The organism is Curtobacterium sp. MCSS17_011, from assembly GCF_003224275.1.
Taxonomy (GTDB): Bacteria; Actinomycetota; Actinomycetes; order Actinomycetales; family Microbacteriaceae; genus Curtobacterium.
Genome location: NZ_QKLE01000002.1, coordinates 72,618 through 97,854, shown reverse-complemented (window position 1 = coordinate 97,854; position 25,237 = coordinate 72,618). Strand labels below are relative to the sequence as shown.

The window sequence follows — 25,237 nt, the reverse complement described above, 5'->3', positions numbered from 1 at the left end:
TCGCACAGGAGCGGCGACGAACCCCCTGGGTCCGTCGCCGTTCGTGCGCTCGTGCTCAGGCAGCGTGGTCGGGAACCGCGTGCGCGTTCTTCCGCACGGAGGGCAGCTTGCGGTGGTCCTTCACGAGCGAACGGGTCTCGCGGATGCGGCGGTCGATGCCCCACTTCGTCACGAGCGCCAGGCTCTCGCGCACGATGTTCCCGCTCATCTTCGAGACGCCGAACTCCCGCTCGGTGAACGTGATCGGGGTCTCCACGACCCGCAGGCCCGCCTCGAGCGCACGCCAGCACAGGTCCACCTGGAAGCAGTACCCCTTCGACGCCACACCCGCCAGGTCGATCCGCTCGAACGCCTTCGAGGTGAACACCCGGAACCCGCCGGTGGCGTCCCGCACCGCGATGCCCAGGGCGAGCCGCGTGTACAGGTTCCCGCCACGGGAGAGCAGGAGGCGGTACCAGGGCCAGTTCTCGACCTTGCCGCCCTTGATCCACCGGGAGCCGAGCACCAGGTCGTTCGAGTCGGCGAGCTCGAGCATCCAGGGCAGGTACTCGGGGTGGTGGGAGCCGTCGGCGTCCATCTCGACGAGCTTGGCGTAGCCGTGCTCCAGGCCCCACGCGAAGCCGGACAGGTACGCCCCGCCCAGGCCGTCCTTCACGGTGCGGTGCATGACGTGCACCCGGTCGGTCTCGCGGGCGATGGTGTCGGCGATGTCGCCGGTGCCGTCGGGTGAGTCGTCGTCGACGACGAGCACGTGCACGGTGTCGTCGGTCGCGGCCAACGTGCGCTCGACGATGGGCCGGACGTTCTCGGCTTCGTCGTAGGTCGGGATGATGACCAGGGTCTCGCTCATGGTGCTCCTCGTGCTCCAGGTCGAATGTATCGCTGGCATGGTGGGTCAATCCGACGAGAGGTCTGCGAACACGATCAGATTGTCCGTGTAGTGCCCGGTGGCGGTGTCGAACGTGCCGTCGCAGGTGATGAGTCGGAGTTGGGGCGTGGGGGTGGGCCCGTAGACGTCGCTCGTCGGGAACGCCGCCTTCGCGGCCCGTTCGGAGCGGTCGACGGTGAAGGTGCGGGTGCTGCCGTCGGACATCCGGACACGGACCTCGTCGCCGGCGACCAGTTCGTCGAGCCGGAAGAAGACCGCGGCGCTCGTGGGGCTGTCGACGTGACCGGCGATGACGGCGGGGCCGACCTCGCCGGGGACGATGCCGTCGCTGAACCAGCCCGCGCTGTCCCAGTCGACGGGCGGGTCGAGTTCCCCGGCCGCGCCGCGGTGCAGGTCCTCGAGTGAGGACCGCACCCCGATGGCCGGGATCGACACGCTGACCGGGGTGGCCGTCGAGCGGGCCTCCGGTGCGGCCGGATCCTGGAACCCCTCGGTTCCCGTACCCGAGGACGACGAAGAAGAACGAGACGAAGACGACGACGAAGACGACGACGAGGACTGCGGCGCGGACGGCGCCGATGACGCGCCACCGCCGACGCTCGACGCGACCGCCACTCCGGCCACACCCCCGACCACCACGACTGCGGCGACCACGGCACCGATCACCACGCCTCGGCGCCGGATGGCCGAGACGCGCCCGGCGCTCCGACGGCCGCTCACGAGCCGCCTCCCACGTCGTCGGCACAACCCCCGAGCACGTCGGAGGTCAGCATGGTCGAGCCGATGGCCAGCCAGGCGTCCCCGTAGTACGTCGGCGTGGTCGCCGCCGTCCGGTCGGCCCGCTCGAGGTCGGCGGCAGCCGCACCGGAGGATCCGGCGGCCTGCTCGGCCGCGGCCCGCGCGGTGTAGGCCAGCGCGTTCGTGTCCCGCGTCACCGGGGCACCACCGAGGTCGAGCTGCGAGGCGAGCTGGGTCGTCCGTCCGAGTGTGGGCGCGAGTGCCGCCGCGAGCTCCCGGTCCGGCGCCGAACACGCCTCGGCGTAGCGGAGCGGGGTCCGCATCGCGTCGTACCCGTAGAGCACGCGCCCGTCCGCACCGACCGCCGGCATCGGGTCCACCGATCCGTCGGCGTGCACCTGGGACCAGTCGCTGGGCAGGTCGGAGGCGTCCAGTACGGCCGCGGTCACGGCGCGCGAACCCCGGTTCAGCGCGTTCCAGCGGTCGTCCCCGGTGGCGTCCGCCAGCACCGAGAAGGCCGCGGGCGAGGCGTACGAGGCGTTGTACCGGTAGGGCTCCTGATCCGCCCACGGTCCGGGCAGCAGGATGGTGCCGAGGTCGGTCCGGGCCGTCTCGTGCTGGAGGATCGCCGCTGCGATGCGCTTGCCCGCGGCGGTGTACCGGTCGTCGTCCCAGGCCTTCCCCGCGAGCACCAGGGCCCGGGCTGCGTCGAGGTCGGCGTCGCTCGCGGACTGCTCGTCGGCGACGCCCTCACCGGACGTCCACCGCCACGCCAACAGGTCGTCGTCGGTGAGCAGGTGCGCTTCCGTCCACTCCCAGATCGCGTCGAAGCGCGCACGGTCGTCGTTCGCGTAGGCGATGAGCAAGCCGTACGCCTGCCCCTCGCTGACGGTGTCACCGCCCTGGTCGGTCCGGACGACGCGCCCGCCCTCGACGTAGCGGTCGAGGAACGCCGACCGCAGCTGCTGCGGCGAGCGCGCCGCGTCGGGCGCGGTGGTCGAGGTCGGGGTCGCCGTGCCGCGGTCGGCGGTCACCGTGTTCGACGACCAGGGGCGGACCGCGACGATCGCGACCACGACGGCGACGATGACCGCCGCCGCGGCGGCGACCGGTATCCAGGTCCTGCGGGTCATGCTGGCCTGCCTCTCCGGGGATGGTGGTGGGGGTCGAAGGGGAGGCGCGGATCACGTGGGCCGTGCGGCGCACGTGATCCGCGCCTCCAGTCCGGGGCGTCAGCGGAACAGCGAGCGGAGCATCGCGACGGCCGCGTGGACCGCCTCGGTCACCGGTCGGTCAGCGGCTGCGCCGCCACCGCCGGTCTGCACGCCGCCGGACGGGGTGGCTGCGGTCGCCGCGGCGTCCGTCACGGGCACGACGGTCAGGTTGCCGTCGCTGTCGTCGAGGACGAACAGGGTCGAGACGGTGTTGCCGGCGAGGTCCACCTTCGCGGTGCCCCGCTGGCCGCTGCCGGAGACGTCGAGCGACCACTTGCCGGCGTCGACCGTGGCGTACTTCGTGGCGGTGCCGAAGGTGGCGTCCTCGGCGATCGGGGTCCCCTCGGAGGTCTGCACGTCGACACGCTTCGCGGTGGTGGCGGCCTGCACGAGCCGGAGCTTCGCCTTGCCGTCGCCGGGCTGCTGCAGGTCGTCGGTGAACGCGGTCGTCTTCAGACCGTCGTTCTTGCCGTAGGCGACGACGGTGCTGGCGTCGCCCTCCTGCACGGTGACGTCGGTGGAGATGACCGGGGTGGAGTCGGGGGCGTCGGCGGCGCGCATCGACAGGACGTAGGTGCCGACCGGCAGCTTCTCGTACGGACTGACCTGGCCGTACGTGACGTCGTCGAGCTCGAAGACGGTCTTGCCCCCGGCGAGGCTGGACAGCTCGACGTCGACGCCCTTGGTGTCCGGCGACAGGTGCCCGACACGGAGCCAGCCCTGGTCAGCGGTCGCGGCGGAGGCGGTCTGTGGGGCGGCGAGACCGACCGTCGAGGCGATGAGTGCGGCGGCGAGCGCTCCGACGACGACGGTTCGGCGGCGGTTCGTGGTGCGTGCGGTCATGATGGTGCTCCTTCGGGTCGAGGTGCGGTTGGCGTGCAGTTGTCGTGTCGAGGTGCGGTTCGTGTGGGCCGTGCGGGTCGTGTGGTTCGTGCGGGTCGTGCGGGTCGTGTGGCCGCCGGGCCTGCGGAGACCGCCGGGTGAGCGGGCGGAATACCGGGGTCAGCGCCGGAGCCCTCCGGGCATTTCGCCCGCTCGCGGAGCAGGCGTTCCGCCCCGACTCGTTCGCGGTGAACAGTTCCGCGGCCGATCCGGCGAGCGGGCGGAATACCGGGGTCAGCGCCGGAGCTCTCCGGGCATTTCGCCCGCTCGCGGAACGCCCGCTCGCCCAACGCCCGCTCGCCCAACGCCCGCTCGCCCAACGCCAGCTCGGCCAGCTCGGCCGAGCGATCGGGGGTCACGAGGCGCCCGTCGCGGTCGTCGTCGGGTCGGCCGGGGCGTACGTCACCGTGAGCCGTGCTCCCTCGCGCTCGACCGTGTCCGGTCGGAACGCCGGGGACATCGCGTCGAAGGTCCGAGCGACCCGGGTGGCCGAGGCGTCGTCGCTCGTGTGCAGGACGACGGTGCGGAACGGCTGGCCGGCCTCCCCGGTGCGCGGGGTGAACCGGTCGACCCGCACGTCCTGGTCGGCGAGCACCTGTCCGAGCGCGATCATCGCCCGCGAGTCGACCTGTCCGGCGCGGAACTGCGACTTCGTGCCGTCGTCCGCACGCAGGGCCGGGTTCGAGGCGAGCTCGGTCCCCAGGGTCTTCCGTATGTCGGTGGCCCGGGTGATCGCGGTCTCGGCGGCACTGGCTCCCTCGGCGTGGATCCGGCGGACCTCGACCTGCTGGTCACCGGTGCCGAAGGTCGCGACGGCCGTGGAGTTCTCGATCGCCTGCCGCACGTCGGTGGACGAGTTGCCGCCGGTGCGCATGGAGTCCGTCGTGATGACGTAGTCCGAGTCCTTCCAGCCGTTCGGGGACTGCCGTTCCACCGCTCCGTCGGTGTCGAGCTTGTAGTACCAGACGACGTTGTTCCGGGCGAAGCCGTCGTCCACGAGGTCGACCCACATGGCGTCGTCGACCAGCAGACGCGAGGACTTCGGCACGTTGTCGCCCACCCACTGCTCGGCCTGCTGCATGGGCAGGTCGAGGTTGCCGAGCAGGAACCCGCGCAGCTGCGTCCCCCACAGCGGCACCGCGACGACGAGCGCCGCAGCCGTGACGACGGCCCAGGTGATGCCGAGGCCGCGGCGGGTCCTCGGGCCGAACCGGCCCCGGGTGTGGACCCGACCGGCGATCGTCAGGACGGCACGCTCGACGGTGTACGCGACGAGGAGCGCTGCGAACGGGATGAGCATGATGACGTAGGGCACCGGCAGGTACCCGTTCGGCCGGAACATCACCGCGAGCAGGAACACGAGCATCGCGGCGATCGGTCGGACCCGTCGCAGGAACAGCCCGACGAGGGCTGCGACCGAACCGAGCACGATGAACACCGGATCGAGTGCCCACCACTGCGCGGCGGCCTCGTTCGCCAAGCTGCCCCCGTCGAACACCGATCCGGAAGCGGTCCGCGACCCGAGCTGGTAGGTGACGCCCTCCCACAGACTGACTCGCCCGGCGCCCGGCGCGAGTTCGCCCTTCACCGCGGCGAGCAGCAGGTACCCGCCGCCGATCAGCACGAGCACGGCCCCGGCGACGCTGAGCGTGTACCGGCGGGTGCTCTTGTCGGCGCGACGCACGGCCATCCAGATGAGGAACGGCAGCGCGAGCAGGTAGGTCTCCTTGGACAACACCGCGATGCCGAGACAGGCAGCGGCACCGGCGAACCCGGCGAGTTGCTGGCGACGGCTCAGCACGAGGACGAACGCGGCGAGCAGCCACGGCGTCGCGACGTTGTCGATGTACACCGTGCGGTGGTACTGCAGCGCGAGCGGTGACAGCGCGAAGACGAGTCCGGCCGCGGCCGCCGTGATCCGTCCGGCGCCGAGACGTCGGGCCAGGACGAACAGCAGGATGCTCGAGACGGCGGAGAAGAAGACCATGGCCTCGCGCCCGGCCTCCACCGCGAAGGGGTACCGCGCGAACGCCCCGGTCAGCCCCGTGTACCCGGCGATCTGGATCCATCCGAGCGGCGGGTGGTCGTACCAGTACGTGTAGTGGGTGAGCTCGCCGAGGTTCGTGATCGCCCACGCCTGTGCGGTGTAGGTCCCCTCGTCGTCGATGCGCTGCGGTGTGCCCGACATGTTCCAGGCCTGGACGAGCACGGTCACCGCGACGACAGGCAGCAACCACGTCAGGCTGGCTGCGTGCCGGCGGAACCACGCCCCGACACCGGCGCGGTGTGCGGTGGTGCCACCACGGATCGGGATGCCCGTGGTGTCGGTGATGCTGGCGGTCATCGGGTGCCTCCCGTGGTGGTGCCGGCGAGCTCACGGTCGGACGACGCTGCGCCTGATCCGTCCAGGTCCGAGGCGAAGCCGATCACCTGTCCGCTGCGGTGCTGGCCGGTGTGCTCGGTCTTCTCCCACCCGTTCTGGCCCTTGGCGTGCCGGACGACTGCCCGGACCGCCGCGGCGGCGAGGAACACCTGGTACGGCACCAGGCCGAGCACGAGCCGCACGTAGTCGCGGAGCCGGACCTTCTCGCCGTACAGGCGGCCGAACTCGTTCAGCCCGACGATCTCCACGGCGAGCAGCATCAGCGTCGGCGCCACCGGCACGAACGACACGAGGGCGATCGCCGTCGGCACCTTGACGAACAGGATCATCAGGACGCTCAGCGGGATGAGCAACCCGGTCGCGGCCTGGATGAAGGGCATCGTGAGCATGTAGCGGGCGAAGAACCGCTGCCGGAAGGACGGCAGCTTCTTCCACTCCCCCTTGCCGAGCACCTGGAGGAAGCCCTGGTTCCACCGCGTGCGCTGCTTGAGCAGCGAGGCGAAGGTCGGCGGGGTCTCCTCGCGGGTGACGGCCTCGGGACTGTAGGCCACGACCACCTTCGCGCCGTCGGCGGAGAGCCGCACCCCGAGTTCACAGTCCTCCGCGAGGCAGTGCGCGTCCCAGCCGTTCGACCACTCCAGGCGCGAGCGCGTGACGAAGACGGTGTTGCCGCCGAGCGGGATGAACTTCGACCCCGCGTGGAAGTGCAGGCGCGAGCGGAACCAGAAGTAGTACTCCAGGACGTTCCGGAGCGACCACCAGCTCGACTTGAAGTTCATCAGCTGGACACCGCCCTGCACCACGTCGGCGTCGGTCTCCTGGAACCGCGAGTCGACGAGCGAGAGCAGCCTCGGGTAGACCTCGTCCTCGGCGTCGAACACCCCGACGATGTCGCCGGTCGCGTGCTGGAGCGCCAGGTTCATCGCCTTCGGTTTGTTCTTCGGCAGGGTGTCGTCCACGACGACCTTGATCAACGAGGGGTGTCGGGCCGCCGCAGCGCGCACGACGGCGTCGGTCTCCGGGTCGTCCTCCCCGACGATCGCGATGATCTCGAAGTCGGGGTGGTCCTGCGTCGCGAGCATGTCGAGCGTCTGCCCCATCACGTCCTGCTCGTGCCGCCCGGGGACCAGGAGCGTGAACCGGTGCGCCGCCGGGCGCGGGGTCTGGCTGAAGCTGGTGGACTTCAGCGCGTCCCGGGAGCGCCACGCGTGCAGCATCCACCAGAGCGTGGTCAACGCGATGATCGTGAGCAGCACGGACAGCGCGATGAGGGTCGAGTAGCCGAGCCACTCGCCCAGCGACCAGGGGGCCTGCGGGAGCTGCCCCGATCCTCCCGTCGGCACGTCCGTGGTCCCGCGGTTCGGGACGTCCCCTGTGGTGCCGGGGCGTTCGTCGGGTCGGAGCAGCGGCCCTGCGGCCGTCAGCAGCACGGCTGAGATGGTCATTCGGGGAACCCCTTCGGACGTGCGTCGGTGGGACGGAAGACGAAGGCCTTGTACGCGGCGAACCGGAACGCGGTACCGAGGACGAGGCCGACGCCGTTGCCGGCGACGTTGTCGGCGAGGGTGGAAGTGAAGCCGAGGACGTAGTGCGAGACGAACAGGCACGCGGCGGCGATGCCGAGGCCGAGGAAGTTCGTGGCAGCGAAGAGCAGGCCCTCGCGGACGGTCTCGCGGCGGCCGGTCTGGCGCTGGGCACGGAAGGTGATGAAGCGGTTGCCGATCCACGCGACCGAGGTCGCAACGACGGCCGACACGATCTTCGCGGCGATGGGACCGTCCGGCATGACGGTGGCGCGGAGCAGGTTGTAGACGCCCAGGTCGATGACGAAGCAGACGGCACCGATGGTGCCGAACGACGCGAGTTGCCTCGCGGTGGCGAGCAGGCGCGGGATCGTGCCGGGGCGCACGGTCCGCACCGCACCGGTGTCGGGTGACACCAGAACGGGGGTATCGGTTCGGGTCATGCCCCCGATTCGGGGGGCTTCCCGCGGTGGTTTGGGTGGGGTACGCACTTTGCCAGGCGCCTGCCAGAGGCGCGACACATGCCGTTCATGTTGACCATCCGTCAGCTGCGGTGGCCAGAGGCGCGGGGACGACGGACGGGAGGCCCGGTACCAGCTGGTACCGGGCCTCCCGTTCGTCGATCGGTTGCGTCTACGCGGGGCGCGACGACGGGGACACGTTCTTGGACGCGTCGCGTTCCGGGATGTCGCCGAGTGCCTCGTCGATCGCCGCGAGGGCGTCCGTGTCGAGCTTCACGCCGGCAGCCTTGACGTTGTCGGTGACCTGCTGCGGACGCGAGGCGCCGACGATCGCCGAGGCGACGTTCTCGTTCTGCAGGGTCCACGCGATCGCGAGCTGCGCGAGCGTGAGGCCGGCCTGGTCGGCGACCGGCTGCAGGCGCTGGACGGCTTCGAGGACCTCGTCGCGCATGAACCGCTTGATCATGTCCGCGCCGCCCTTCTCGTCCGTGGCACGCGAGCCCTCGGGCAGGGGCTGACCCGGCTTGTACTTGCCGGTGAGCACGCCCTGCGCGATGGGCGACCAGACGATCTGCGACAGGCCGAGCTGCTTCGAGGCGGGGACGACCTCGCCCTCGATGACACGCCACAGCATCGAGTACTGCGGCTGGTTCGAGATGAGCTGGAAGCCGAGCTCCTTGGCGAGTGCGGCACCGGCGCGGATCTGCTCGGCGGACCACTCGCTGACGCCGATGTAGAGCGCCTTGCCCTGGCGCACGACGTCGGCGAAGGCCTGCATCGTCTCTTCGAGCGGGGTCTCGTAGTCGTAGCGGTGCGCCTGGTAGAGGTCGACGTAGTCGGTCTGCAGTCGCTGGAGCGAGCCGTCGATCGACTCCATGATGTGCTTGCGGCTGAGGCCGACGTCGTTGTGCCCCATCGGTCCGGTCGGCCAGTAGACCTTGGTGAAGACCTCGAGGGACTGGCGACGCTCGCCCTTCAGCGCCTCGCCGAGGACGGTCTCGGCGGCGGTGTTGGCGTACGTGTCCGCGGTGTCGAACGTGGTGATGCCGGCGTCGAGCGCTGCCCGTACGCACTGGGTGGCGACGTCGTTCTCGACCTGCGAGCCGTGCGTCAGCCAGTTGCCGTAGGTGATCTCGGAGATCTTGAGTCCGGAGTTGCCCAGGTACCTGAATTCCATGGTCCCGACGCTACTGGAGTGAGCGCGCACGTGAGGGGTCCCGCGAGTGCCTGTCGGCGCGGCGCGGGTACGGCGCGGGTGTGTACGAGCGCCGGGTGCGGGGGTCCGGGGTCCGCGTGCTGGGTTCGGCGCCGGGTCCGAGAGCGGCGTGCTGGGTTCGGGAGCGGCGTGCTGGGTTCGGCGCCGGGTCCGGGTGCGACGTGCGGGTCCGGGGATCCGCGAGCGGGCGAAATGTCAGGGTGTGTCGACGCCACACCCGGACATCTCGCCCACTCGCCCGCCCGCCTCGGAGTCCACCCTGGACTGCGGTCTCCGAGCTGCTTGCGTTCGAGCCCCGCGAACGGGCGAAACACCGCCGTGCGGCCAAGCGGCAGGCACGGTGTTTCGCCCGCTCGAGGATGCCGAAGTCCCTCCACAGCGGCGCAAGCGCGGCCATCGTCCACAAACGAGGCACGATTCCCGTTCGCAACGTCGGCTCGCCGTCACGCTGTTGAGATGACCGCAAGACGCCGACTCCCGATGGCACTCCGCGACGCTTCGTTCCGGGTCCGGGATGCGCTGCACCGAGGCGTGTCGCGTGGCCGACTCGACGCTCGCGATCTCGTCCGCCCGTTCCACGGCATCCGATCAGCGTTCCCACCGGAGTCCGTGGACGAACGCGCAAGGGCGCTCGCTCCTCGACTCCGCCCCGATCAGGTGTTCAGTCACGTCACCGCAGCAGCGATCATCGGCGTCCCACTCCCCCGCCGTCTCGAACGTGATCGGCGGTTGCACGTCACGACGATCGGGACCGATCAGGCCCTCCGGGTTCGGGGCACGGTCGGCCATCGGGCCCGCTACGGGTCGGCCAGCGCGACGGTCGCACGAGGAGTGCCGCTGACCACTCCGGCCGACACGTTCGTCGCACTCGGCTCGATGTTGACGCTCGACGAACTCATCGTCGCCGGGGACGCGCTCGTGGGGTGGCTCGGCTGGGCCACCCTCGACGAACTCGCCCAGGCTGTCCGACGACGACGCGGTATCCGCGGCATCGTGAAGCTCCGCCTCGCGCTCGACGAGATCCGGAGGGGATCACGGTCTCCCGGAGAGACCCGGACTCGGCTCGCACTCGTCCGCCGCGGACTCCAGGAACCGGCGCTCAACCACGATGTCGTCGTCGACGGGCGCTGGATCGCATGTGTGGACCTCGCATACCCCCATGCCAGGGTCGCGATCGAGTACGAGAGCGATCTGCACCGCTCCGATCCAGCCAGCTTCCGGAAGGACCTCACGCGCGGCGAGCACCTCAAGGACGTCGACTGGTGGCTCGTCAGAGCAACAGCAGACGACCTCGATCACGGGGTCGAGCGTTTCGTGCACCGCATCCGTCGCCTGCTCGAAGTCGGCACCAGAGGAGCCCACGACACGCGGTTTGCGACACTCGGGTGAACAATGGTTGACGCTTTAACCAAAACGGTGCACACTGTCGTAGTATCAACTCGATGCAGGCGCATGGAACGCGTCGCACCGCAGGCTCTCGTTCGGAAGAAGGACCACCATGACGCTCACCGCTGACACCGTTCCCGGCTACAAGACCGGTACCTGGAAGATCGACCCGACCCACTCCGAGGTCACCTTCTCGGTCCGCCACCTCGCCATCAGCAAGGTCAAGGGCAAGTTCGAGACGTTCGATGCCACCGTCGTCACCGCCGAGAACCCGCTCGAGTCGACCGTCGAGGCCAACATCGACGTCGCGTCGATCAACACCGGCCAGGAGCAGCGCGACCAGCACCTCAAGACGAGCGACTTCTTCCTCACTGAAGAGCACCCGCAGCTGACCTTCCGTTCCACGAGCATCGAGGCGAAGGGCGACGACCTGCACATCGCGGGCGACTTGACCCTGCGCGGCGTCACCAAGCCGGTTGTCCTCAAGGCAGAGCTCGGAGGCTTCACGACCGACGGCTACGGCCAGGTCAAGTTCGGCGCCGAGGCGACCACGAAGATCGACCGCACCGAGTTCGGTGTGAACTGGAACGCGGCGCTCGAGGCCGGCGGCTTCACGCTCGGCAACGACGTCACGATCAACCTCGACGTCCAGTTCGTCCTCCAGGCGGCCTGAGCCACCTCTGGCTCAACGCCTGACTGAGGGCATCGAGCGGCACTCCCCCGAACCCGAGAAGAACGCCCCGACTCCGCACGGAGTCGGGGCGTTCTTCGTTGCCCGCGCCGGTCCCCCGACCACGAGCGGGCGAAACAGCCCGGAGCTTCGTCCTGGCTCGTCAGGCATTCCGCCCGCTCGCCGATGCCGGCACCGAAGTCGACGCGGATCCCCGCGATCACGCCGACGCCCAGGCCCACGCCGACACCACAGGCCCAGGCCCAGGCCCAGGCCCACGTTCACGCCGACGAGCGGGCGAAACACCACGCCGATCCCCGTGGCACGCCGGACATTTCGCCCGCTCGTGCAAGGACTCGAGCGGAGGGTGTGAGCGACCCCGGCCGAGATCGGAAGCGTGGTCGAGCGGGCGGAATGCCCGGGAAACGGCGGGGACAAAGTGCGGAATTTCGCCCGCTCGCGCAACGAGGCGCAACGAGCGCAACGAGCCGCAACGAGGCGCACGCACGCGGCGCACGGGGCGCACCGGGCGCACGGGGGCGCACCGGGCGCACGGAGGCACACGGGGGGGGTGGCGCAAGGAGCAGCGCGAAGGCGAGGCACGGAATGGGAGACAGCGGGAACGAGCGGACGAGCGACGGCCACGCGCCTCCCCCGCGTAACGTTGGCATGTACGACGGCAGCGAGGGGAATCCCCACTCCGCACCCCGAGTTGCACGACAAGCACCAAGCACCAAGCACCACGCACCACGCACCACGCACCAAGAGCACACGCCCGCACGACGAACAGGAGCACCACCATGGCCACCGACTGGATCGCGATGCAGGCCCTCGCGGCAGCCGAGTTCGGCCGCCGCGTCGCCGCCGTCGCCGACTGGGACGCCCCCACCCCCGACTCCGAGTGGACCACCCGCGACCTCGTCGCCCACGTCGTCGACGAGCAGCGCTGGATCCCGAAGCTCCTGACCGGGTGCGACTACGCCCAGGCCCAGGCCGACCTCGAGCCGATCGGCGACGACTTGGTGGCCGAGTGGCACCGGTTCGCCACCGCCGCGACCGACGCCTGGCGGAACGCCCCGCAGGACACCCCCGTGCACCTCAGCACCGACGTCGTGCCCGCCGCGCAGTACCTCACCGAGCAGACGAGCGACATCACGATCCACACGTGGGACCTCGCTCGGGCGACCGGCACCGAGGAGTCCCTGCCCGACGAACTCGTCCGCGCCGTGTGGGAGTACTTCGAGCCGCAGATCGAGGACCTCGCGGCCACCGGCCTCTACGCGCCCCCGGTCGACGTCACCGAGGACTCCCCGCTCCAGGTCCGCCTGCTCGCCGTCACAGGCCGTGATGCCAGAGTGACTGCATGACCACCGACACGAAGCGCCTCGGCAACTCGGGGCTCGAGATCAGCAGCGTCGTCCTCGGCATGATGTCGTACGGCGACCCGGACCGGGGTTCGCACGCCTGGAGCGTCGGCATCGACGAGGCCCGCCCGTTCGTCCGCCGCGCTTTCGAGGCCGGCATCACGACCTTCGACACCGCGAACGTCTACTCGGACGGCAGCAGCGAGGAGATCACCGGCACGCTCCTCGCCGAGCTGGCTCCGCGCGAGGACGTCCAGGTCTTCACGAAGGTCTTCAACCGGATGCGTCCCGGCCGGAACGGCGCCGGGCTGTCCCGCGCGGCGATCATGCACGAGATCGACGCCTCCCTGACCCGGCTGGGCACGGACTACGTCGACCTGTACCAGATCCACCGCTTCGACCCGGTGACGCCGATCGAGGAGACCATGGAGGCCCTGCACGACGTCGTGAAGGCCGGCAAAGCGCGCTACATCGGCGCGAGCAGCATGTGGGCGTGGCAGTTCGCCGAGATGCAGCACACCGCGGAACGCCACGGCTGGACGAAGTTCGTCAGCATGCAGGACCAGTACAACCTGCTCGAACGCGAGGAGGAGCGCGAGATGCTCCCCTTCTGCGAGCACACCGGCGTCGGCATGATCCCGTGGAGTCCCCTCGCCCGCGGCCGCGTCACCCGCCCCTGGGACGCCTCCGGGTCGGGTTCCCGTGCGCAGACCGACGAGTTCGGCAAGACGCTCTACAAGCAGGACGAGGACGCGAACCGTGCGATCGTCGACGCGGTCGAGGCCGTCGCCACCGAACGCGGCGTCCCGATGGCGCAGGTCGCCCTGGCCTGGGTCGCCGGCAAGTCCGCGGTCTCCGCGCCCATCGTCGGCGCGACGAAGGAGCACCACATCGACGACGCGGTGGCGGCCGCGTCGCTGACGCTCACCGACGACGAGGTCACGCGACTCGAGTCCGCCTACACGCCCCGGGTGCCGTCGGGTTTCTGACGCCCCCACATGACGGACGGGAGGCACGGTGTCAGCTGGCACCGTGCCTCCCGTCCGTCATCTGGTCGCGGTGACCGCCGTGGTCAGGCGACCGCGCTGCCGTCAGCGCGCTGCAGGCGCGCGATGCGCCGCCGCGCGGCCCGTTCGGAACCGGTCTGGTCGTCGAGCACCGCGCCGATCCCGTCGAGCACGAGCCTCGTGGTCCGCACGACCGGCAGCTCCACCGGGCCGACGACCGGCGCTCGGAGTCCGAGCAGCGACCGGTGCCGCGGGTCGAGCGTGGACACCGCGCCCTGGAACACCGCCCGGTAGCCGGGTCGCAGCAGGCGGGACAGCGGCGGGTCCTTGATGAACCGGACGACGTCACGGGTGCGCGAGTCCACCAGGAGTTCGCCGCGGTCGAGGTACCCGTTCATCTGGGCACGGAGCTCCGCCTCGGACTCGGGCGGGTCGACGATGCGCATGAGCCGCCCGGCCTCGGCCCACTCGCGGACGTAGGCGTCGGCGCCCCCGGGGATCGGGCCTCCCCAGCGCTGGGCGGCGCGGAGGAACGCGTCGGTGAAGGCGAGGTGCACCCAGCGCGCCAGGTCCGGGTCGTTCGCCGCGTAGGGGCGGGTCGCGCCGTGCGCGTCGACGTACTGCCCACGGACCCGCTCGTGCAGACGGAGCACCCAGTCGCTGCCGCTGCGGGCGGTCTGCCGGTCGCCGTACGTGACCGTGGCGATCCACCGGCTGGTCCCCGCCAGGCGTCCGAACGGGTCCTCGCGGTAGCGGGAGTGGTCGGCGACGCCGGCGAGCGCGCCCGGGTGCAGTGCCTGGACGAGCAGCGCCCGCACGCCGGCGACGATGCCGTGGCTGCCGCCGTGCACCGCCCACGTGGCCGAACCCGGGCCGAAGAAGCCCGCGTCGGTGCCGTGTTCCAGGTCCTCCATCCAGGCTTCCGTCCCGGTCGAACCGCCCGTGAACGTCTGGTTGAGGCGGGACCGGAAGACGTCGGAGACAGCGGACATGTCGTCATGGTCCGTCCGTCGCCTGAGTACGAGGTGACATCGCGCAAAGTGGCCCTCCCAGCACGCACGGGGGTCGCCCACTAGGTTGGGTCGGGTGAGCATCGACACGCCTCGTCCCTGGCTTGCCTCGTACGCCCCGGGGGTCCCGCACGACATCGAGGAACAGAGTGGTTCCCTGTACGACCTGGTCGAGCAGTCGGCCCGGAAGTTCCCCAGGCAGGTCGCCCTCGAGTTCTTCAAGCGCACCACGAGCTACGCCGACCTCGAGGAGCAGATCCTCCGTGCGGCGAACGGCCTGCGGAAGCTCGGCGTGGGCGCGGGTGACCGCGTCGCCATCGTCCTGCCGAACTGCCCGCAGCACATCGTGGCGTTCTACGCGGTGCTGCGGCTCGGCGCGATCGTGGTCGAGCACAACCCGCTGTACACGCCGCGCGAGCTCCGTCACCAGTTCGAGGACCACGGGGCCAAGGTCGCCATCGCGTGGGACAAGTCCGTCGCGACGCTGCAGGACTTCCCGGCCGACGTGCACCTCGACGCGATCGTCTCGGTGGACATCACCCGCGCCATGCCCCGGAGCACCCGGCTCGCCCTGGCCCTGCCGGTCGCGAAGGCCCGCGAGTCCCGCGCGAAGCTGACGGCGAAGGTGCGTGGCACGGTCAAGTGGGACGACCTCGCCGACACCCGCAAGCTGTCGAAGCGTCACCCGCGCCCGGCCACCGACGACATCGCGCTGATCCAGTACACGTCCGGCACCACCGGGACGCCCAAGGGTGCGGTCCTGAGCCACCGGAACCTGCTGGCGAACGCCGCCCAGGCTCGCGCGTGGGTGCCGCAGATCCGCCGCGGCGACAACGTCGTGTACGCGGTGCTGCCGATGTTCCACGCCTACGGTCTGACGCTCTGCCTGACCTTCGCGATGAGCATGGCCTCGCGGCTCGTGCTCTTCCCCGCGTTCGACCCGGCCCTCGTCCTGACCGCCATCAAGCGCCACCCGCCGACGTTCCTGCCGGCCGTGCCGCCGATCTACGCCCGGCTGCAGCACGCGGCCGACTCGGCGAAGGTGTCGCTCAAGGGCATCGAGATCGGCATCTCCGGCGCCATGCCGCTGTCGCAGGACATCGTCGAGCCGTGGGAGGCCCGGACCGACGGCTACCTGGTCGAGGGGTACGGCCTGTCCGAGTGCTCCCCGGTCCTGATGGCCAACCCGGTCTCCCCCGAGCGTCGACTCGGGTCGATCGGCCTGCCGCTGTCCTCCACCGAGGCACGCGTGGTCGACCCCGACGACGACACGAAGGTGCTCGGCATCGACGAGCCCGGCGAACTGCAGGTCCGTGGTCCGCAGGTGTTCCGCGGGTACTGGGGCAAGGCCGAGGCCACCGACGAGGTCTTCACGCCCGACGGCTGGTTCCGCACCGGCGACATCGTGGCCATCGGTGCCGACGGGTACGTCCGGATCGTCGACCGCCTCAAGGAACTCATCATCACCGGCGGCTTCAACGTGTCGCCGTCCGAGGTCGAGGACACGCTGCTGAAGCACCCCAGCGTCAAGGAGGTCGCGGTCGTCGGCATCACGCAGGGCGGCAACGAGCAGGTCGTCGCCGCGGTCGTGCCCAAGGACCCCGCGACGTTCGACGGGGCGGCGCTCCGGGCCTGGTCGCGCGAGCACCTGGCGGCGTACAAGGTGCCGCGCCGGGTCGTCGTGGTCGAGGACCTGCCGCGTTCGATGATCGGCAAGGTGCTGCGGCGGAAGGTGCGGGACCAGATCCTGGACGGCTGACGAGCGGCGCCGCTCCGGTGCCGGTCCGGCGCCGGTCCGCCTGACGTGGGGCCCCGCTCAGCGACCGCGGCGAGCGGGCAGCGCCAGCACGGACAGCCCGACCACCACCAGCACGATGCCGGCCCACCCACCGAGCCCGAGGCGTTCCCCCACCACGAGGACGGCCAGCACCGCCGCGACGACGGGCTCGAGCAGGGACAGCAGCGTCGCGACCGATGCCGTGACCGTCCGGAGCCCGGCTGCGTACAGCGAGTGGCCGATCACCGTCGGCACCAGCGCCAGGTACAGGAACACCGGCCAGTTGCCGGGATCGGCCAGGTACGGGCTGCCGGCCACCACGGCGAGCACGACGAGCGGAACCGCGGCCAGCCCGAACACCGCGCCGACGAGTCCTCGTTCGTTCGGCCCACGGGCAGCCCGAGCGGCTGCCACCCCGACGTCCCCGCCGACGCGCATGCCGTCGGTCTCCGCGCGACCGACGGCGATCGGCATCCGGCTCGTCGCGGCGTGCATCCCCCGCGCCACCGCCCACGAGTACAGCGCGTACGTCAGACCGGCGACCAGGGAGCTGCCGACGCCGACCGCGAGTGACCGCCCGCCGCCGTCGTGCTCGGAACGCGCGAGGGTGACGACGACCATGCCGACCACGCTCACCAGGGTGGCGACGACCCACCGGCGTGTGACGCGCCTTCGGTCGGCGAGCCACTCGACCAGTCCGGCGAAGACGGGCGACGACCCGATGGCCAGGGTCGTGCCGAGCGCGACCCCGGCATCGGCCAGGGCCGCGTAGAACGCGACCGCGTAGACCACGAGCGACGCGGCGCCGAGCAGGGCCCAGCCGCGGGTCCGGCGCTGGGCGACGGCACGCAGGGTGCCCCGGCCAGCGGTCACGGCGAGCACGAGGCCGCCGAGTCCGAACGTGACCGCACCGAACACGAACGCCGGCACGCCGGGTGCGAAGTGCGTCGCGGTCCCGGTGGTGCCCCACACCGCCGCGGCGACCGCGATCGCCGCCAGGCCGCCGACGGGCCTGGAGGCACGCCCCGCCTCCGGTGTGCGGCTCACGAGACGTGGACGCTCGGCCGTCGGTTGACCTCGGGTTCCGCTTCGCGCAGGACCTCGCGCGTCACGGGGGCGACGTCGCCGGCGCCGGTGAACACGAAGCGCAGGGCGTTCCGGATCGGACTGCCCTCGTTCCACTCGAAGTAGATGCTCGGCACCACCCCGGCGAGGTCGCGGATGGCGAGGAGCGTCGACGCGATGGTGTTCGGGACGTTGCCGGAACGGACCTTGAGCACGCGGAACCCGTGGATGACGTGGCCTTCGACCACCAGGTCCTCTTCGAAGTCGGAGGAGTCGGCTGGCAGGACCTCGAGGAACATCGTCGGCACGCGGGCCGGGATGCCGGAGTCGCGGCGTTCCTCGCGCCCCTTCGCCCGGTACGCCTCGGCCGTGCCGGCACCGGGCTCGTTCGCGATGATGCAGACCGAGCTGAACTGGTCGGCATCGGCCTCGACGAACTGCCGGGCGGTCGCGTCGAGCTCGATCGACGACGCCCGGAGTTCGAACGACCGGCGCACGCGCGAGACGAGCGACACCACGACGATCGCGATGATGAAGATCGCGGCGATCCGGACGCCGTCGGGCCGCTCGATGACGTTGGCGACCGTGGTGTAGACGAACACGACCGAGATCACACCGAAGGCGACGGTGCGCTTGCGCTGCTGCTTGCGGCGCGCGGACAGCGTCACCGCGACGGCGGCACTCGTGATGAGCACCAGCACGCCGGTGGCGTAGGCGCCGCCCTGGGCGTCGACGTCAGCCTGGAAGATGATCGTGATCACGAACGCGATGAGCGTGAAGATGATCACGAGGGGACGCACCGCGCGCGCCCACTGGGGTGCCATGCCGTAGCGGGGCAGGAACCGCGGCACCAGGTTGAGGAGCCCGGCCATCGCGCTCGCACCGGCGAACCACAGGATGGCGACCGTCGAGAAATCGTAGACCGACCCGAACACCCCGCCCATGTACTCGTGCGCCAGGTACGCCAGGGCGCGCCCGTTCGCACCGCCGCCCGGCTGGAACTCGTGCTGCGGGATGAGGAACGTCGTCACGATCGACGAGGTGATGAGGAACGAGCTCATGATGAGCGCCGCGACGGTGAGCAGCCGCTTGGTTCCGCGGATCCGGCCTTCGGGTCGGTCGCTGGTGTCGTCGGCGGCGTCACCGTGGACCTGCGGCATCACCGCGACGCCGGTCTCGAAGCCGGAGAGCCCGAGCGCGAGCTTCGGGAAGACGATCAGGGCGATGCCGACCATCACGAGCGGGTTGCTGTGCTGTGCCGTCAGCCCGGACCACCAGTCGCTCGCCACCATCGGGTTCTCGAACACGTGCCAGAGCGAGACGATGATGACGACCGCGTTCAGGGCGAGGAACACGGCGACGAGCCCGACCGCGATGCCGATGGCTTCCTTGAACCCGCGCAGGAACACGAGGCCGAGCAGGAGCAGCAGCGCCAGGGTGAGCGGCACCGGGATCTCGGTGAACCAGTGCGGCGTGTACGGGTTCTCGGCGATGTGCGCCGTGGCGTCGGCCGCCGAAAGGGTCATCGTGATCATGAAGTCCGTCACGGCGAACCCGAGCAGCACTAGCACCAGGAGCTTGCCCGCCCACCACGGCAGGAGCTTCTCGAGCATCATGATCGATCCGGCGCCCCGGAAGCTGTCGTGGGCGATCCGGCGGTAGACCGGCAGCGCCCCGAACAGCGTGACGAGCACGAGGACGATCGTCGCGATCGGCGACAGCAGGCCCGCGGCGAGCGCGGCGATGGCGGGCTGGTACCCGAGGGTGGAGAAGTAGTCGACGCCGGTCAGGCACATGACCCGCCACCACGGGTGGGTCTTCTCGACCTCGACCTGGTGCGGGCCCTGGTGGGAGGCACCCTGGTCGGCACCGTGCAGCATCCACCGGCGCAGGCGGGTGCTGCGGTCGAGGGGCTGCTCGGTGGCGTCGCGCTGGGCGGCCCGCTCGGCGTCTGTCGCGGTCACGTGGATGATGCTAAGCCGTCCGGGTGCCCCCCGTGCACACCCGGACAGCCCTGTGGACGGGGCGGTCCGACTAGCGCCGTGTGCGGGACAGGGCCGCCACGATCCCCGCCACGACCAGCAGCACTCCTGCTGCGATGCAGGCCGCCAACAGCAAGGTTGTGGTGTCCACTGAGAACATCGGCAGCGCACTCACGGCCATCGCTCCGGCGAAGACCAGGAGCAGGACGCCCCAGAGGATCGTGCCGAACCGCGCGCCACCGCGTCGGGGCCGACAGGCGCGACCCTCCGGAGCAGCCGGCGAGGTCACCGGCGCAGTCGTGTCGTCGTTCGTCGTGTCGTCGTTCGTCGTGCCGTCGTTCGTCATCGTCCCGTTCCTCACTCGCCGACCGTGATCGCCCGCGGCACCTCGACGCCACCGCCGAGGATCCACAGGTGCACCGTCGTCGTCTCGTCCGCGTCGGCCGTGCGTGCCGCGCGGTTCTCGAGCGTGGTGGTCCGGAGCACCCCACCGGTGCCGTCGTCGTCGCCCCCGCCGGTGTCGATCCCGTAGCCGACACCGCTCACCTCGACCCGCACAGGCAGGTCGGTCGGCAGCAGCACCTCGGCCCCGCCGGCGCCCAGCCACAGGTGCACGTCACCCCCGACCGCCGACGACTCGAGTCCGCGGAGGTCCAGGGTGGGGCCGCCGGCGAGCATCGCGAAGTCCCGTTCGGTCCCCGAGGCGGCGCGTTCGACCTGCCACGTGGTGCCGCCGATGAGCGAGACCTGGGTGCCGGCGGGCAGGACCCCGGTGACCACGAGGGCCACCGCGGCGACCGTCGAGAACAGTCCGAGCACGTCGTCGTCACGGCCGCGGACCCCGGCGACGATCGTGGCGATGGCCAGCACCGCGAGCGCGGCAGCGATCCCGAGGACCGGGACGGACCACCCGGCCTGCTGCGCCCAGAACGCGACCCCGGCTCCGGCGACGAGCGCGAGTCCGAGGGACACGGCGACGTACGCCGCCCCGGGGCGCCGCTCGGCCCGCTCCGCCCGCCGTTCGGCGGTCCGCTCGCGTTCCGCGCGCAGCCGCTCCTCGTGCTGCCGTCGCCGGTCCTCGGGACTCACGGGTGCACCCCACTGCCAGGAGGCCCGACCGGCGTCCGGCGCGCCGGTCGCCTCCGCGGTCCACGCGTTCCGGGCCGGGCGCGGCTGGTCGGGGCTGGTCCAGAAGTCGCCCCGCGGTGCGGCGGTCGGGTCGGTGCCGGTGCCCGTACCCGAGCCCGCTGTCCGATCACCGTCCACCCCGCGGCGGGCCAGGACCACGATGAGCCACACGATCCCGCCGACGAGCACGATGCTCCAAGCCGTGGCCAGGGTCACCTCGAGCCACCCGGGCATCCCCCAGGCGTCCGGGACCCCCTGCCACCAGAGACCCCGGGCCGCGGGCACGAAGGTCAGTGCCACGAGCGCGCCGATCGCGATGAGCGCCGGGTCGAGGACCCCGCGGATCATCCGTTCGACGTGGATGCGCCCGGCGGTGTCGGGCAGCAGCGCCCAGCCGACGGCGTAGGCGATGAAGACCGGCCCGCCCAGCAGCGCGACGACGATCGTCACGCCGCGGACCACGAGGGGGTCGAGCCCGGTGCGGCGGGCGACGGCACCGCACACGCCGGCGAGCCAGCGGTCGTCGGTGCGCGCGATGCCGAGGCCGCGGACCCAGTCGAAGAACCGGGTCGTCGAGTCGGCGCTGCCGGCGGCGGTGCCGGGAGCGGAGTCGTGCTGGTGATCGGTCATGGCCACCAGCATCCCGGCAGTGCTGCGCCGACACCATCGGGGTTCCCCCTGACCGGTCCCTGATCCCGGCCCCGGACCCTGCTGCGACCGCCGTCCGGGTGCCAGGATTGCCCCATGGCCACCGCGACGATGACGCGCCCGACCCCCAGGGTCGTCGGCGGGGTCTGCAGCGGGTTCGCGGCGCGCACGGGTCTGCCGGTCGGGGCCGTCCGGTTCGCCACCGCCGTCCTCGTGGTCTGCGGCGGCGCGGGGCTGCTGCTCTACGCCTGGCTCTGGGCGACCGTCCCGAGCGCGGCCGCCGGGGCAGCCGCCGGGAGCACGCCGCTCAAGTCCGTGCTGACTCCCGCCGCCGACGTCGGCCAGGACGAGGACCCCGTGTCCTCCCGACGCGCCCCGGTCGTCGAGATCCTGCTCGGCGTGGCCCTGCTCGCGGCCGCCGGCGCCGTCGTCGCGGCACGGATGGGCGCGGCGGTCCCCCTCGAGATCGTCGTGCCCGGTGTCGTGGTCGTCACCGGCACCGCACTCGCCTGGCGGCAGTTCGATGCGCTCCGCAACGTCCGCACCGCCGGTTCCTCCGCCCTGGTCGTCCGGGCGCTCGGAGCCCTGGTGCTCGTCGTGCTGGGCATCCTGCTGTTCTTCACGACGAGCAGTCGCCCGAACGTCTGGACCGTCCTCACCGCCGCGGTGGCCGTCCTGGTCGGGGTCGCCGTCGTCGTCGCCCCGTGGGTGGTCCGGCTCGTCCGCGACCTCGCCGAGGAACGCGCCGCCCGCGTCCGCGACCTCGAGCGGGCCGAGTTCGCGGCGCACCTGCACGACTCGGTGCTGCAGACCCTCGCCCTCATCCAGCAGAAGGCCGAGCCGGGTTCGGACGCGGCGCGGCTGGCGCGGGCGCAGGAACGCGAGCTGCGGTCCTGGCTCTTCGCAGAGCAAGCGGATCCGGCGCGCGACCTGGGCGTGCAGCTGCGGGACGCCGCCGTCGACATCGAGTCCGAGTACCCCGCCCGCATCGAGGTCATCGCGGTCGGACCCGCCCGTACCGACCTGCCGGACGGGCTCGTCGCCGCCGCTCGCGAGGCGATGCTCAACGCCGCCCGGCACGCCGGTGGGACCGTGAGCGTGTACGCCGAGACCGCCGTGGACCGGGTCGAGCTCAGCATCCGCGACCGCGGCCCGGGGTTCGACGTCGACACGGTGCCCGAGGGCCGGTACGGCGTCCGCGAGTCGATCATCGGCCGGATGCAGCGCCTCGGCGGCCAGGCGACCATCGCGCCGGGGCCGGGCCGCACCGGCACCGAGGTCCGACTGACCCTGCCGCTCGCACCCGACAGCCACGACGAGGAGCACGCATGACCGAGCCCGACCCGTTGACGGTCGCGATCGTCGACGACCACTCCATCTTCCGAGCCGGCGTGCGCGCCGGGCTGCCACCGGGCCTCCAGGTCGTGGGTGAGGCGGCGACCGTCGACGAGGCCGTGACGCTCGTCGCCGCCACGCGCCCGCGCGTCGTCCTGCTCGACGTGCACCTGCCGGGCGGCACCGGCGGCGGCGGGGCCGAGGTGATCACGCGGTCCGGACCCGGCAACCCGGACACCCGGTTCCTCGCGTTGAGCGTGTCGGACGCCGCCGACGACGTCGTGCGGGTCATCCGGGCCGGGGCCCGCGGCTACATCACGAAGAGCTCGTCGAGCGCCGAGGTCGCCGAGGCCGTGGCGCGTGTGGCGGACGGGGACGCGGTGTTCTCGCCGCGCCTCGCCGGTTTCGTGCTCGACGCGTTCGGGGCGGTCAGCGGCGAGACGGCCCAGCACGACGCGGAGCTGGACCGCCTGTCCGCCCGCGAGCAGGAGGTCATGCGACTCATCGCACGCGGGTACGCCTACAAGGAGGTCGCGACGGAGCTGTTCATCTCGGTGAAGACCGTCGAGACGCACGTGTCGAAGGTCCTGCGGAAGCTCCAGCTGTCGAACCGGCACGAGCTGACCGCCTGGGCGCTGCAGCGCAAGCTGCTCTGAGCGCCCACATGGATCCGGTCTGTCTCACTTCGCGCTGATGCGGGTGTACTTGTTCACCGCCCACGGCACGAACACCACGAGCATCACGGCGATCCCGATCAGCACCGTCAGCACGGGGTGCTGCATCGTCCAGATGTCCGGCACCGGCGCGGACCCGACGTTGCCGAACAGCTCGCGCGCGGCCTGCACGAGCGACGACACCGGGTTCCACTCCGCGAACACGCGCAGCACCAGCGGCAGGGTGTCGCTCGGCACGAACGCGTTCGAGATGAACGTCAGCGGGAACAGGATCATGAACGACGCGTTGTTGATGACCTCGGGTGTCTTGACGCTCATGCCGAGCAACGCCATCACCCAGCTGAACGCGTAGCTGAACAGCAGCAGCAGGGCGATGCCGGCCAGGAACTCGAGTGGTGACGAGTTCACCCGCCACCCGACCGCCAGGCCGGTGAGCATCATGATCGCCATCGAGATCGAGTTCAGGACGAGGTCGGAGTTGGTGCGTCCGACGAGCACCGCGGACGCCGACATCGGCAGCGTGCGGAAGCGGTCGATGAGCCCTTCCTTCAGGTCCTGCGCCATCGCCGATCCGGAGAACGTCGCCCCGAATACCACGGTCTGCGCGAAGATCCCCGCCATCAGGAACTGCGTGTAGTCGGTCCCCTGCACCTGGATGGCACCGCCGTAGACCTGGCTGAACAGCAGCACGAACATGATCGGCTGCAGCACCGCGAAGACGAGCATGTCCGGGGACCGCTTGAGCTTGATGAGGTTCCGTTTGGTGACGGTCCAGCCGTCCTCGACCCAGACGGCGAGCGGCGAGGTGACGACGACGGGCAGCTGGCGGCCCGGTGCCAGGGTCGTGGCGGTCATCGTGCCGTCTCCTTCTGCTTGGTGGCCGCGGGTTCGTCGGCATCGTCGTCCGTGGCGGCGTGCCCGGTCAGGCGGAGGAAGACGTCGTCGAGGGTCGGGCGGCGCATGCCGGCGTCGTGGAGTTCGATGCCGGCCTCGCCGAGGTCGGCGAGGACGCGCTGCAGGGCTGCCGGACCGGCCTCCACCGCGATGGCACGGGTGCGGCCGTCGCCCGAGGTCTCGACCTCGCCCACCCCGTAGCGGCGCAGCACCGTGGTCGCCGCGTCGCCGTCGGCCTCGTCGACCAGGGTCACGACCACCCGGTGCCCGCCGACCTGCGCCTTGAGCTGGTCCGCGGTTCCCTCGGCGATGACCGCCCCGTCGTCGATGACCGCGATGTCGTCGGCGAGTCGGTCGGCCTCTTCCAGGTACTGGGTGGTGAGCAGGACCGTCGCGCCCTCGGCCACGAGGTCCTCGATGATGCCCCAGAGCGCCAGCCGGCTGCGGGGGTCGAGGCCCGTCGTCGGCTCGTCGAGGAACAGCACGCGCGGGTTCATCACCAGTGCCCCGGCGAGGTCGATGCGCCGCCGCATGCCGCCGGAGAACCCCTTCACCGGACGGTCCCCCGCCTCGGACAGGTCGAAGACGTCGATGAGCTCCCGGGCACGATCACGCGCTGTCCTGCGGCCCAGGTGGTAGAGCCGCCCGATCATCTCGAGGTTCTCGAACCCGGTCAGGTTCTCGTCGACCGCCGCGTACTGCCCGGACACCCCGATGGACCGCCGGGTGGCCTGCGGGTCGGCGATCACGTCGATGCCGTCGATCGTCGCGGTGCCGGAGTCGGGGGTGATGAGGGTGGTCAACACCTTCACCACCGTGGTCTTGCCCGCACCGTTCGGCCCGAGCAGCGCCTTCACGGTGCCCTGCGGCACCGACAGGTCGAGTCCGGCCAGTGCGTGCACCGGCCCGGACTTCGACTTGTAGGTCTTGGTCAGCCCGGAGGCTTCGATGATGGCCATGTCGCTCCTTTGTCGACCACGGAGAATATCAG

22 protein-coding genes are annotated in these 25,237 nt (G+C 71.1%); 7 read left to right on the top strand and 15 right to left on the bottom strand.

Features of this window, described 5'->3' with window-relative positions:
• Positions 1 to 55: 55 nt before the first annotated feature.
• The 8 genes from DEJ17_RS01855 to DEJ17_RS01820 form a co-directional block, all read right to left on the bottom strand.
• On the bottom strand, positions 56 to 850 hold the full coding sequence (locus DEJ17_RS01855; protein ID WP_110891811.1) for a polyprenol monophosphomannose synthase: 795 nt from the start codon (positions 848 to 850) through the stop codon (positions 56 to 58).
• A 45-nt stretch (positions 851 to 895) separates the two neighbouring features.
• On the bottom strand, positions 896 to 1,609 hold the full coding sequence (locus tag DEJ17_RS01850; RefSeq protein WP_146239581.1) for a class F sortase: 714 nt from the start codon (positions 1,607 to 1,609) through the stop codon (positions 896 to 898).
• The gene (locus tag DEJ17_RS01845) at positions 1,606 to 2,760 is read right to left on the bottom strand and encodes a glycosyl hydrolase family 8 (RefSeq protein WP_110891809.1); all 1,155 of its coding nucleotides are present in this window, start codon (positions 2,758 to 2,760) and stop codon (positions 1,606 to 1,608) included. Before DEJ17_RS01845 ends, DEJ17_RS01850 begins: the two co-directional genes overlap by 4 nt.
• Before the next feature lie 99 nt (positions 2,761 to 2,859).
• The gene (locus DEJ17_RS01840; protein ID WP_110891808.1) at positions 2,860 to 3,684 is read right to left on the bottom strand and encodes a DUF4397 domain-containing protein; all 825 of its coding nucleotides are present in this window, start codon (positions 3,682 to 3,684) and stop codon (positions 2,860 to 2,862) included.
• A 394-nt stretch (positions 3,685 to 4,078) separates the two neighbouring features.
• The gene (locus tag DEJ17_RS01835) at positions 4,079 to 6,067 is read right to left on the bottom strand and encodes a glycosyltransferase family 39 protein (RefSeq protein ID WP_110891807.1); all 1,989 of its coding nucleotides are present in this window, start codon (positions 6,065 to 6,067) and stop codon (positions 4,079 to 4,081) included.
• Positions 6,064 to 7,551 (bottom strand): glycosyltransferase, encoded by a 1,488-nt coding sequence (locus DEJ17_RS01830; RefSeq protein ID WP_110891806.1) that lies wholly within the window; start codon positions 7,549 to 7,551, stop codon positions 6,064 to 6,066. The genes DEJ17_RS01835 and DEJ17_RS01830 overlap by 4 nt, the downstream gene beginning before the upstream one ends.
• Entirely contained in the window at positions 7,548 to 8,072 is a 525-nt protein-coding gene (locus tag DEJ17_RS01825; protein ID WP_110891805.1) for a GtrA family protein, read from the bottom strand. The genes DEJ17_RS01830 and DEJ17_RS01825 overlap by 4 nt, the downstream gene beginning before the upstream one ends.
• A gap of 190 nt (positions 8,073 to 8,262) precedes the next feature.
• Positions 8,263 to 9,267, bottom strand: coding sequence for an aldo/keto reductase family protein (locus DEJ17_RS01820; protein WP_110891804.1), 1,005 nt, complete (start codon positions 9,265 to 9,267; stop codon positions 8,263 to 8,265).
• Positions 9,268 to 9,762: 495 nt separating this feature from the next.
• Here DEJ17_RS01820 and DEJ17_RS01815 point away from each other — a divergent pair, with 495 nt between their 5' ends.
• The 4 genes from DEJ17_RS01815 (at position 9,763) to DEJ17_RS01800 (ending at position 13,715) form a co-directional block, all read left to right on the top strand.
• A complete protein-coding gene (locus DEJ17_RS01815) occupies positions 9,763 to 10,695 on the top strand; it encodes a hypothetical protein (RefSeq protein ID WP_146239580.1) in 933 nt (310 codons plus the stop codon).
• 109 nt (positions 10,696 to 10,804) lie between these two features.
• Positions 10,805 to 11,365, top strand: coding sequence for a YceI family protein (locus tag DEJ17_RS01810; RefSeq protein WP_027464630.1), 561 nt, complete (start codon positions 10,805 to 10,807; stop codon positions 11,363 to 11,365).
• Positions 11,366 to 12,162: 797 nt separating this feature from the next.
• Positions 12,163 to 12,729 (top strand): TIGR03086 family metal-binding protein, encoded by a 567-nt coding sequence (locus tag DEJ17_RS01805; protein ID WP_110864494.1) that lies wholly within the window; start codon positions 12,163 to 12,165, stop codon positions 12,727 to 12,729.
• Entirely contained in the window at positions 12,726 to 13,715 is a 990-nt protein-coding gene (locus DEJ17_RS01800) for an aldo/keto reductase (protein WP_110891802.1), read from the top strand. The genes DEJ17_RS01805 and DEJ17_RS01800 overlap by 4 nt, the downstream gene beginning before the upstream one ends.
• Positions 13,716 to 13,798: 83 nt before the next feature.
• Here the strand turns inward: DEJ17_RS01800 and DEJ17_RS01795 are convergent, their stop codons facing one another.
• On the bottom strand, positions 13,799 to 14,725 hold the full coding sequence (locus DEJ17_RS01795) for an oxygenase MpaB family protein (RefSeq protein ID WP_110891801.1): 927 nt from the start codon (positions 14,723 to 14,725) through the stop codon (positions 13,799 to 13,801).
• 94 nt (positions 14,726 to 14,819) lie between these two features.
• On the opposite strand from DEJ17_RS01795, the gene DEJ17_RS01790 reads away from it, so the two are divergent.
• A complete protein-coding gene (locus DEJ17_RS01790; RefSeq protein ID WP_110891800.1) occupies positions 14,820 to 16,502 on the top strand; it encodes a long-chain-fatty-acid--CoA ligase in 1,683 nt (560 codons plus the stop codon).
• A 57-nt stretch (positions 16,503 to 16,559) separates the two neighbouring features.
• Here the strand turns inward: DEJ17_RS01790 and DEJ17_RS01785 are convergent, their stop codons facing one another.
• The 4 genes from DEJ17_RS01785 to DEJ17_RS01770 all read right to left on the bottom strand — a co-directional run bounded on the left by DEJ17_RS01785 (position 16,560) and on the right by DEJ17_RS01770 (position 21,325).
• Positions 16,560 to 17,567 carry an EamA family transporter gene (locus tag DEJ17_RS01785; protein ID WP_110891799.1) on the bottom strand — a complete coding sequence of 336 codons (1,008 nt, stop codon included), beginning with the start codon at positions 17,565 to 17,567 and terminating at the stop codon, positions 16,560 to 16,562.
• A complete protein-coding gene (locus DEJ17_RS01780; RefSeq protein ID WP_258366623.1) occupies positions 17,564 to 19,465 on the bottom strand; it encodes an amino acid transporter in 1,902 nt (633 codons plus the stop codon). The genes DEJ17_RS01785 and DEJ17_RS01780 overlap by 4 nt, the downstream gene beginning before the upstream one ends.
• A gap of 154 nt (positions 19,466 to 19,619) precedes the next feature.
• Entirely contained in the window at positions 19,620 to 19,913 is a 294-nt protein-coding gene (locus DEJ17_RS01775; RefSeq protein ID WP_110891797.1) for a hypothetical protein, read from the bottom strand.
• 11 nt (positions 19,914 to 19,924) lie between these two features.
• The gene (locus DEJ17_RS01770) at positions 19,925 to 21,325 is read right to left on the bottom strand and encodes a PspC domain-containing protein (protein WP_181420990.1); all 1,401 of its coding nucleotides are present in this window, start codon (positions 21,323 to 21,325) and stop codon (positions 19,925 to 19,927) included.
• A 114-nt stretch (positions 21,326 to 21,439) separates the two neighbouring features.
• Here DEJ17_RS01770 and DEJ17_RS01765 point away from each other — a divergent pair, with 114 nt between their 5' ends.
• Both DEJ17_RS01765 and DEJ17_RS01760 read left to right on the top strand, forming a co-directional pair.
• Positions 21,440 to 22,675 carry an ATP-binding protein gene (locus DEJ17_RS01765; protein ID WP_110891795.1) on the top strand — a complete coding sequence of 412 codons (1,236 nt, stop codon included), beginning with the start codon at positions 21,440 to 21,442 and terminating at the stop codon, positions 22,673 to 22,675.
• A complete protein-coding gene (locus DEJ17_RS01760; protein ID WP_110891794.1) occupies positions 22,672 to 23,334 on the top strand; it encodes a response regulator transcription factor in 663 nt (220 codons plus the stop codon). The genes DEJ17_RS01765 and DEJ17_RS01760 overlap by 4 nt, the downstream gene beginning before the upstream one ends.
• A gap of 24 nt (positions 23,335 to 23,358) precedes the next feature.
• Here DEJ17_RS01760 and DEJ17_RS01755 read toward each other — a convergent pair whose 3' ends face one another.
• The gene (locus DEJ17_RS01755) at positions 23,359 to 24,207 is read right to left on the bottom strand and encodes an ABC transporter permease (RefSeq protein ID WP_110891793.1); all 849 of its coding nucleotides are present in this window, start codon (positions 24,205 to 24,207) and stop codon (positions 23,359 to 23,361) included.
• Positions 24,204 to 25,205, bottom strand: a complete 1,002-nt coding sequence (locus tag DEJ17_RS01750) for an ATP-binding cassette domain-containing protein (RefSeq protein ID WP_110864485.1) — start codon at positions 25,203 to 25,205, stop codon at positions 24,204 to 24,206. The genes DEJ17_RS01755 and DEJ17_RS01750 overlap by 4 nt, the downstream gene beginning before the upstream one ends.
• Between the last annotated feature and the right edge of the window lie 32 nt (positions 25,206 to 25,237).

Coding starts and splice junctions, on each gene's coding strand:
- DEJ17_RS01810 (WP_027464630.1), top strand. CDS start 10,805: ATGACGCTCACCGCTGACACCGTTCCCGGCTACAAGACCGGTACCTGG.
- DEJ17_RS01845 (WP_110891809.1), bottom strand. CDS start 2,760: ATGACCCGCAGGACCTGGATACCGGTCGCCGCCGCGGCGGCGGTCATC.
- DEJ17_RS01835 (WP_110891807.1), bottom strand. CDS start 6,067: ATGACCGCCAGCATCACCGACACCACGGGCATCCCGATCCGTGGTGGC.
- DEJ17_RS01770 (WP_181420990.1), bottom strand. CDS start 21,325: ATGACCGATCACCAGCACGACTCCGCTCCCGGCACCGCCGCCGGCAGC.
- DEJ17_RS01815 (WP_146239580.1), top strand. CDS start 9,763: ATGACCGCAAGACGCCGACTCCCGATGGCACTCCGCGACGCTTCGTTC.
- DEJ17_RS01760 (WP_110891794.1), top strand. CDS start 22,672: ATGACCGAGCCCGACCCGTTGACGGTCGCGATCGTCGACGACCACTCC.
- DEJ17_RS01800 (WP_110891802.1), top strand. CDS start 12,726: ATGACCACCGACACGAAGCGCCTCGGCAACTCGGGGCTCGAGATCAGC.
- DEJ17_RS01755 (WP_110891793.1), bottom strand. CDS start 24,207: ATGACCGCCACGACCCTGGCACCGGGCCGCCAGCTGCCCGTCGTCGTC.
- DEJ17_RS01830 (WP_110891806.1), bottom strand. CDS start 7,551: ATGACCATCTCAGCCGTGCTGCTGACGGCCGCAGGGCCGCTGCTCCGA.
- DEJ17_RS01840 (WP_110891808.1), bottom strand. CDS start 3,684: ATGACCGCACGCACCACGAACCGCCGCCGAACCGTCGTCGTCGGAGCG.
- DEJ17_RS01825 (WP_110891805.1), bottom strand. CDS start 8,072: ATGACCCGAACCGATACCCCCGTTCTGGTGTCACCCGACACCGGTGCG.
- DEJ17_RS01775 (WP_110891797.1), bottom strand. CDS start 19,913: ATGACGAACGACGGCACGACGAACGACGACACGACGAACGACGACACG.
- DEJ17_RS01780 (WP_258366623.1), bottom strand. CDS start 19,465: ATGCTGCACGGTGCCGACCAGGGTGCCTCCCACCAGGGCCCGCACCAG.
- DEJ17_RS01750 (WP_110864485.1), bottom strand. CDS start 25,205: ATGGCCATCATCGAAGCCTCCGGGCTGACCAAGACCTACAAGTCGAAG.
- DEJ17_RS01795 (WP_110891801.1), bottom strand. CDS start 14,725: ATGTCCGCTGTCTCCGACGTCTTCCGGTCCCGCCTCAACCAGACGTTC.
- DEJ17_RS01765 (WP_110891795.1), top strand. CDS start 21,440: ATGGCCACCGCGACGATGACGCGCCCGACCCCCAGGGTCGTCGGCGGG.
- DEJ17_RS01805 (WP_110864494.1), top strand. CDS start 12,163: ATGGCCACCGACTGGATCGCGATGCAGGCCCTCGCGGCAGCCGAGTTC.
- DEJ17_RS01855 (WP_110891811.1), bottom strand. CDS start 850: ATGAGCGAGACCCTGGTCATCATCCCGACCTACGACGAAGCCGAGAAC.
- DEJ17_RS01820 (WP_110891804.1), bottom strand. CDS start 9,267: ATGGAATTCAGGTACCTGGGCAACTCCGGACTCAAGATCTCCGAGATC.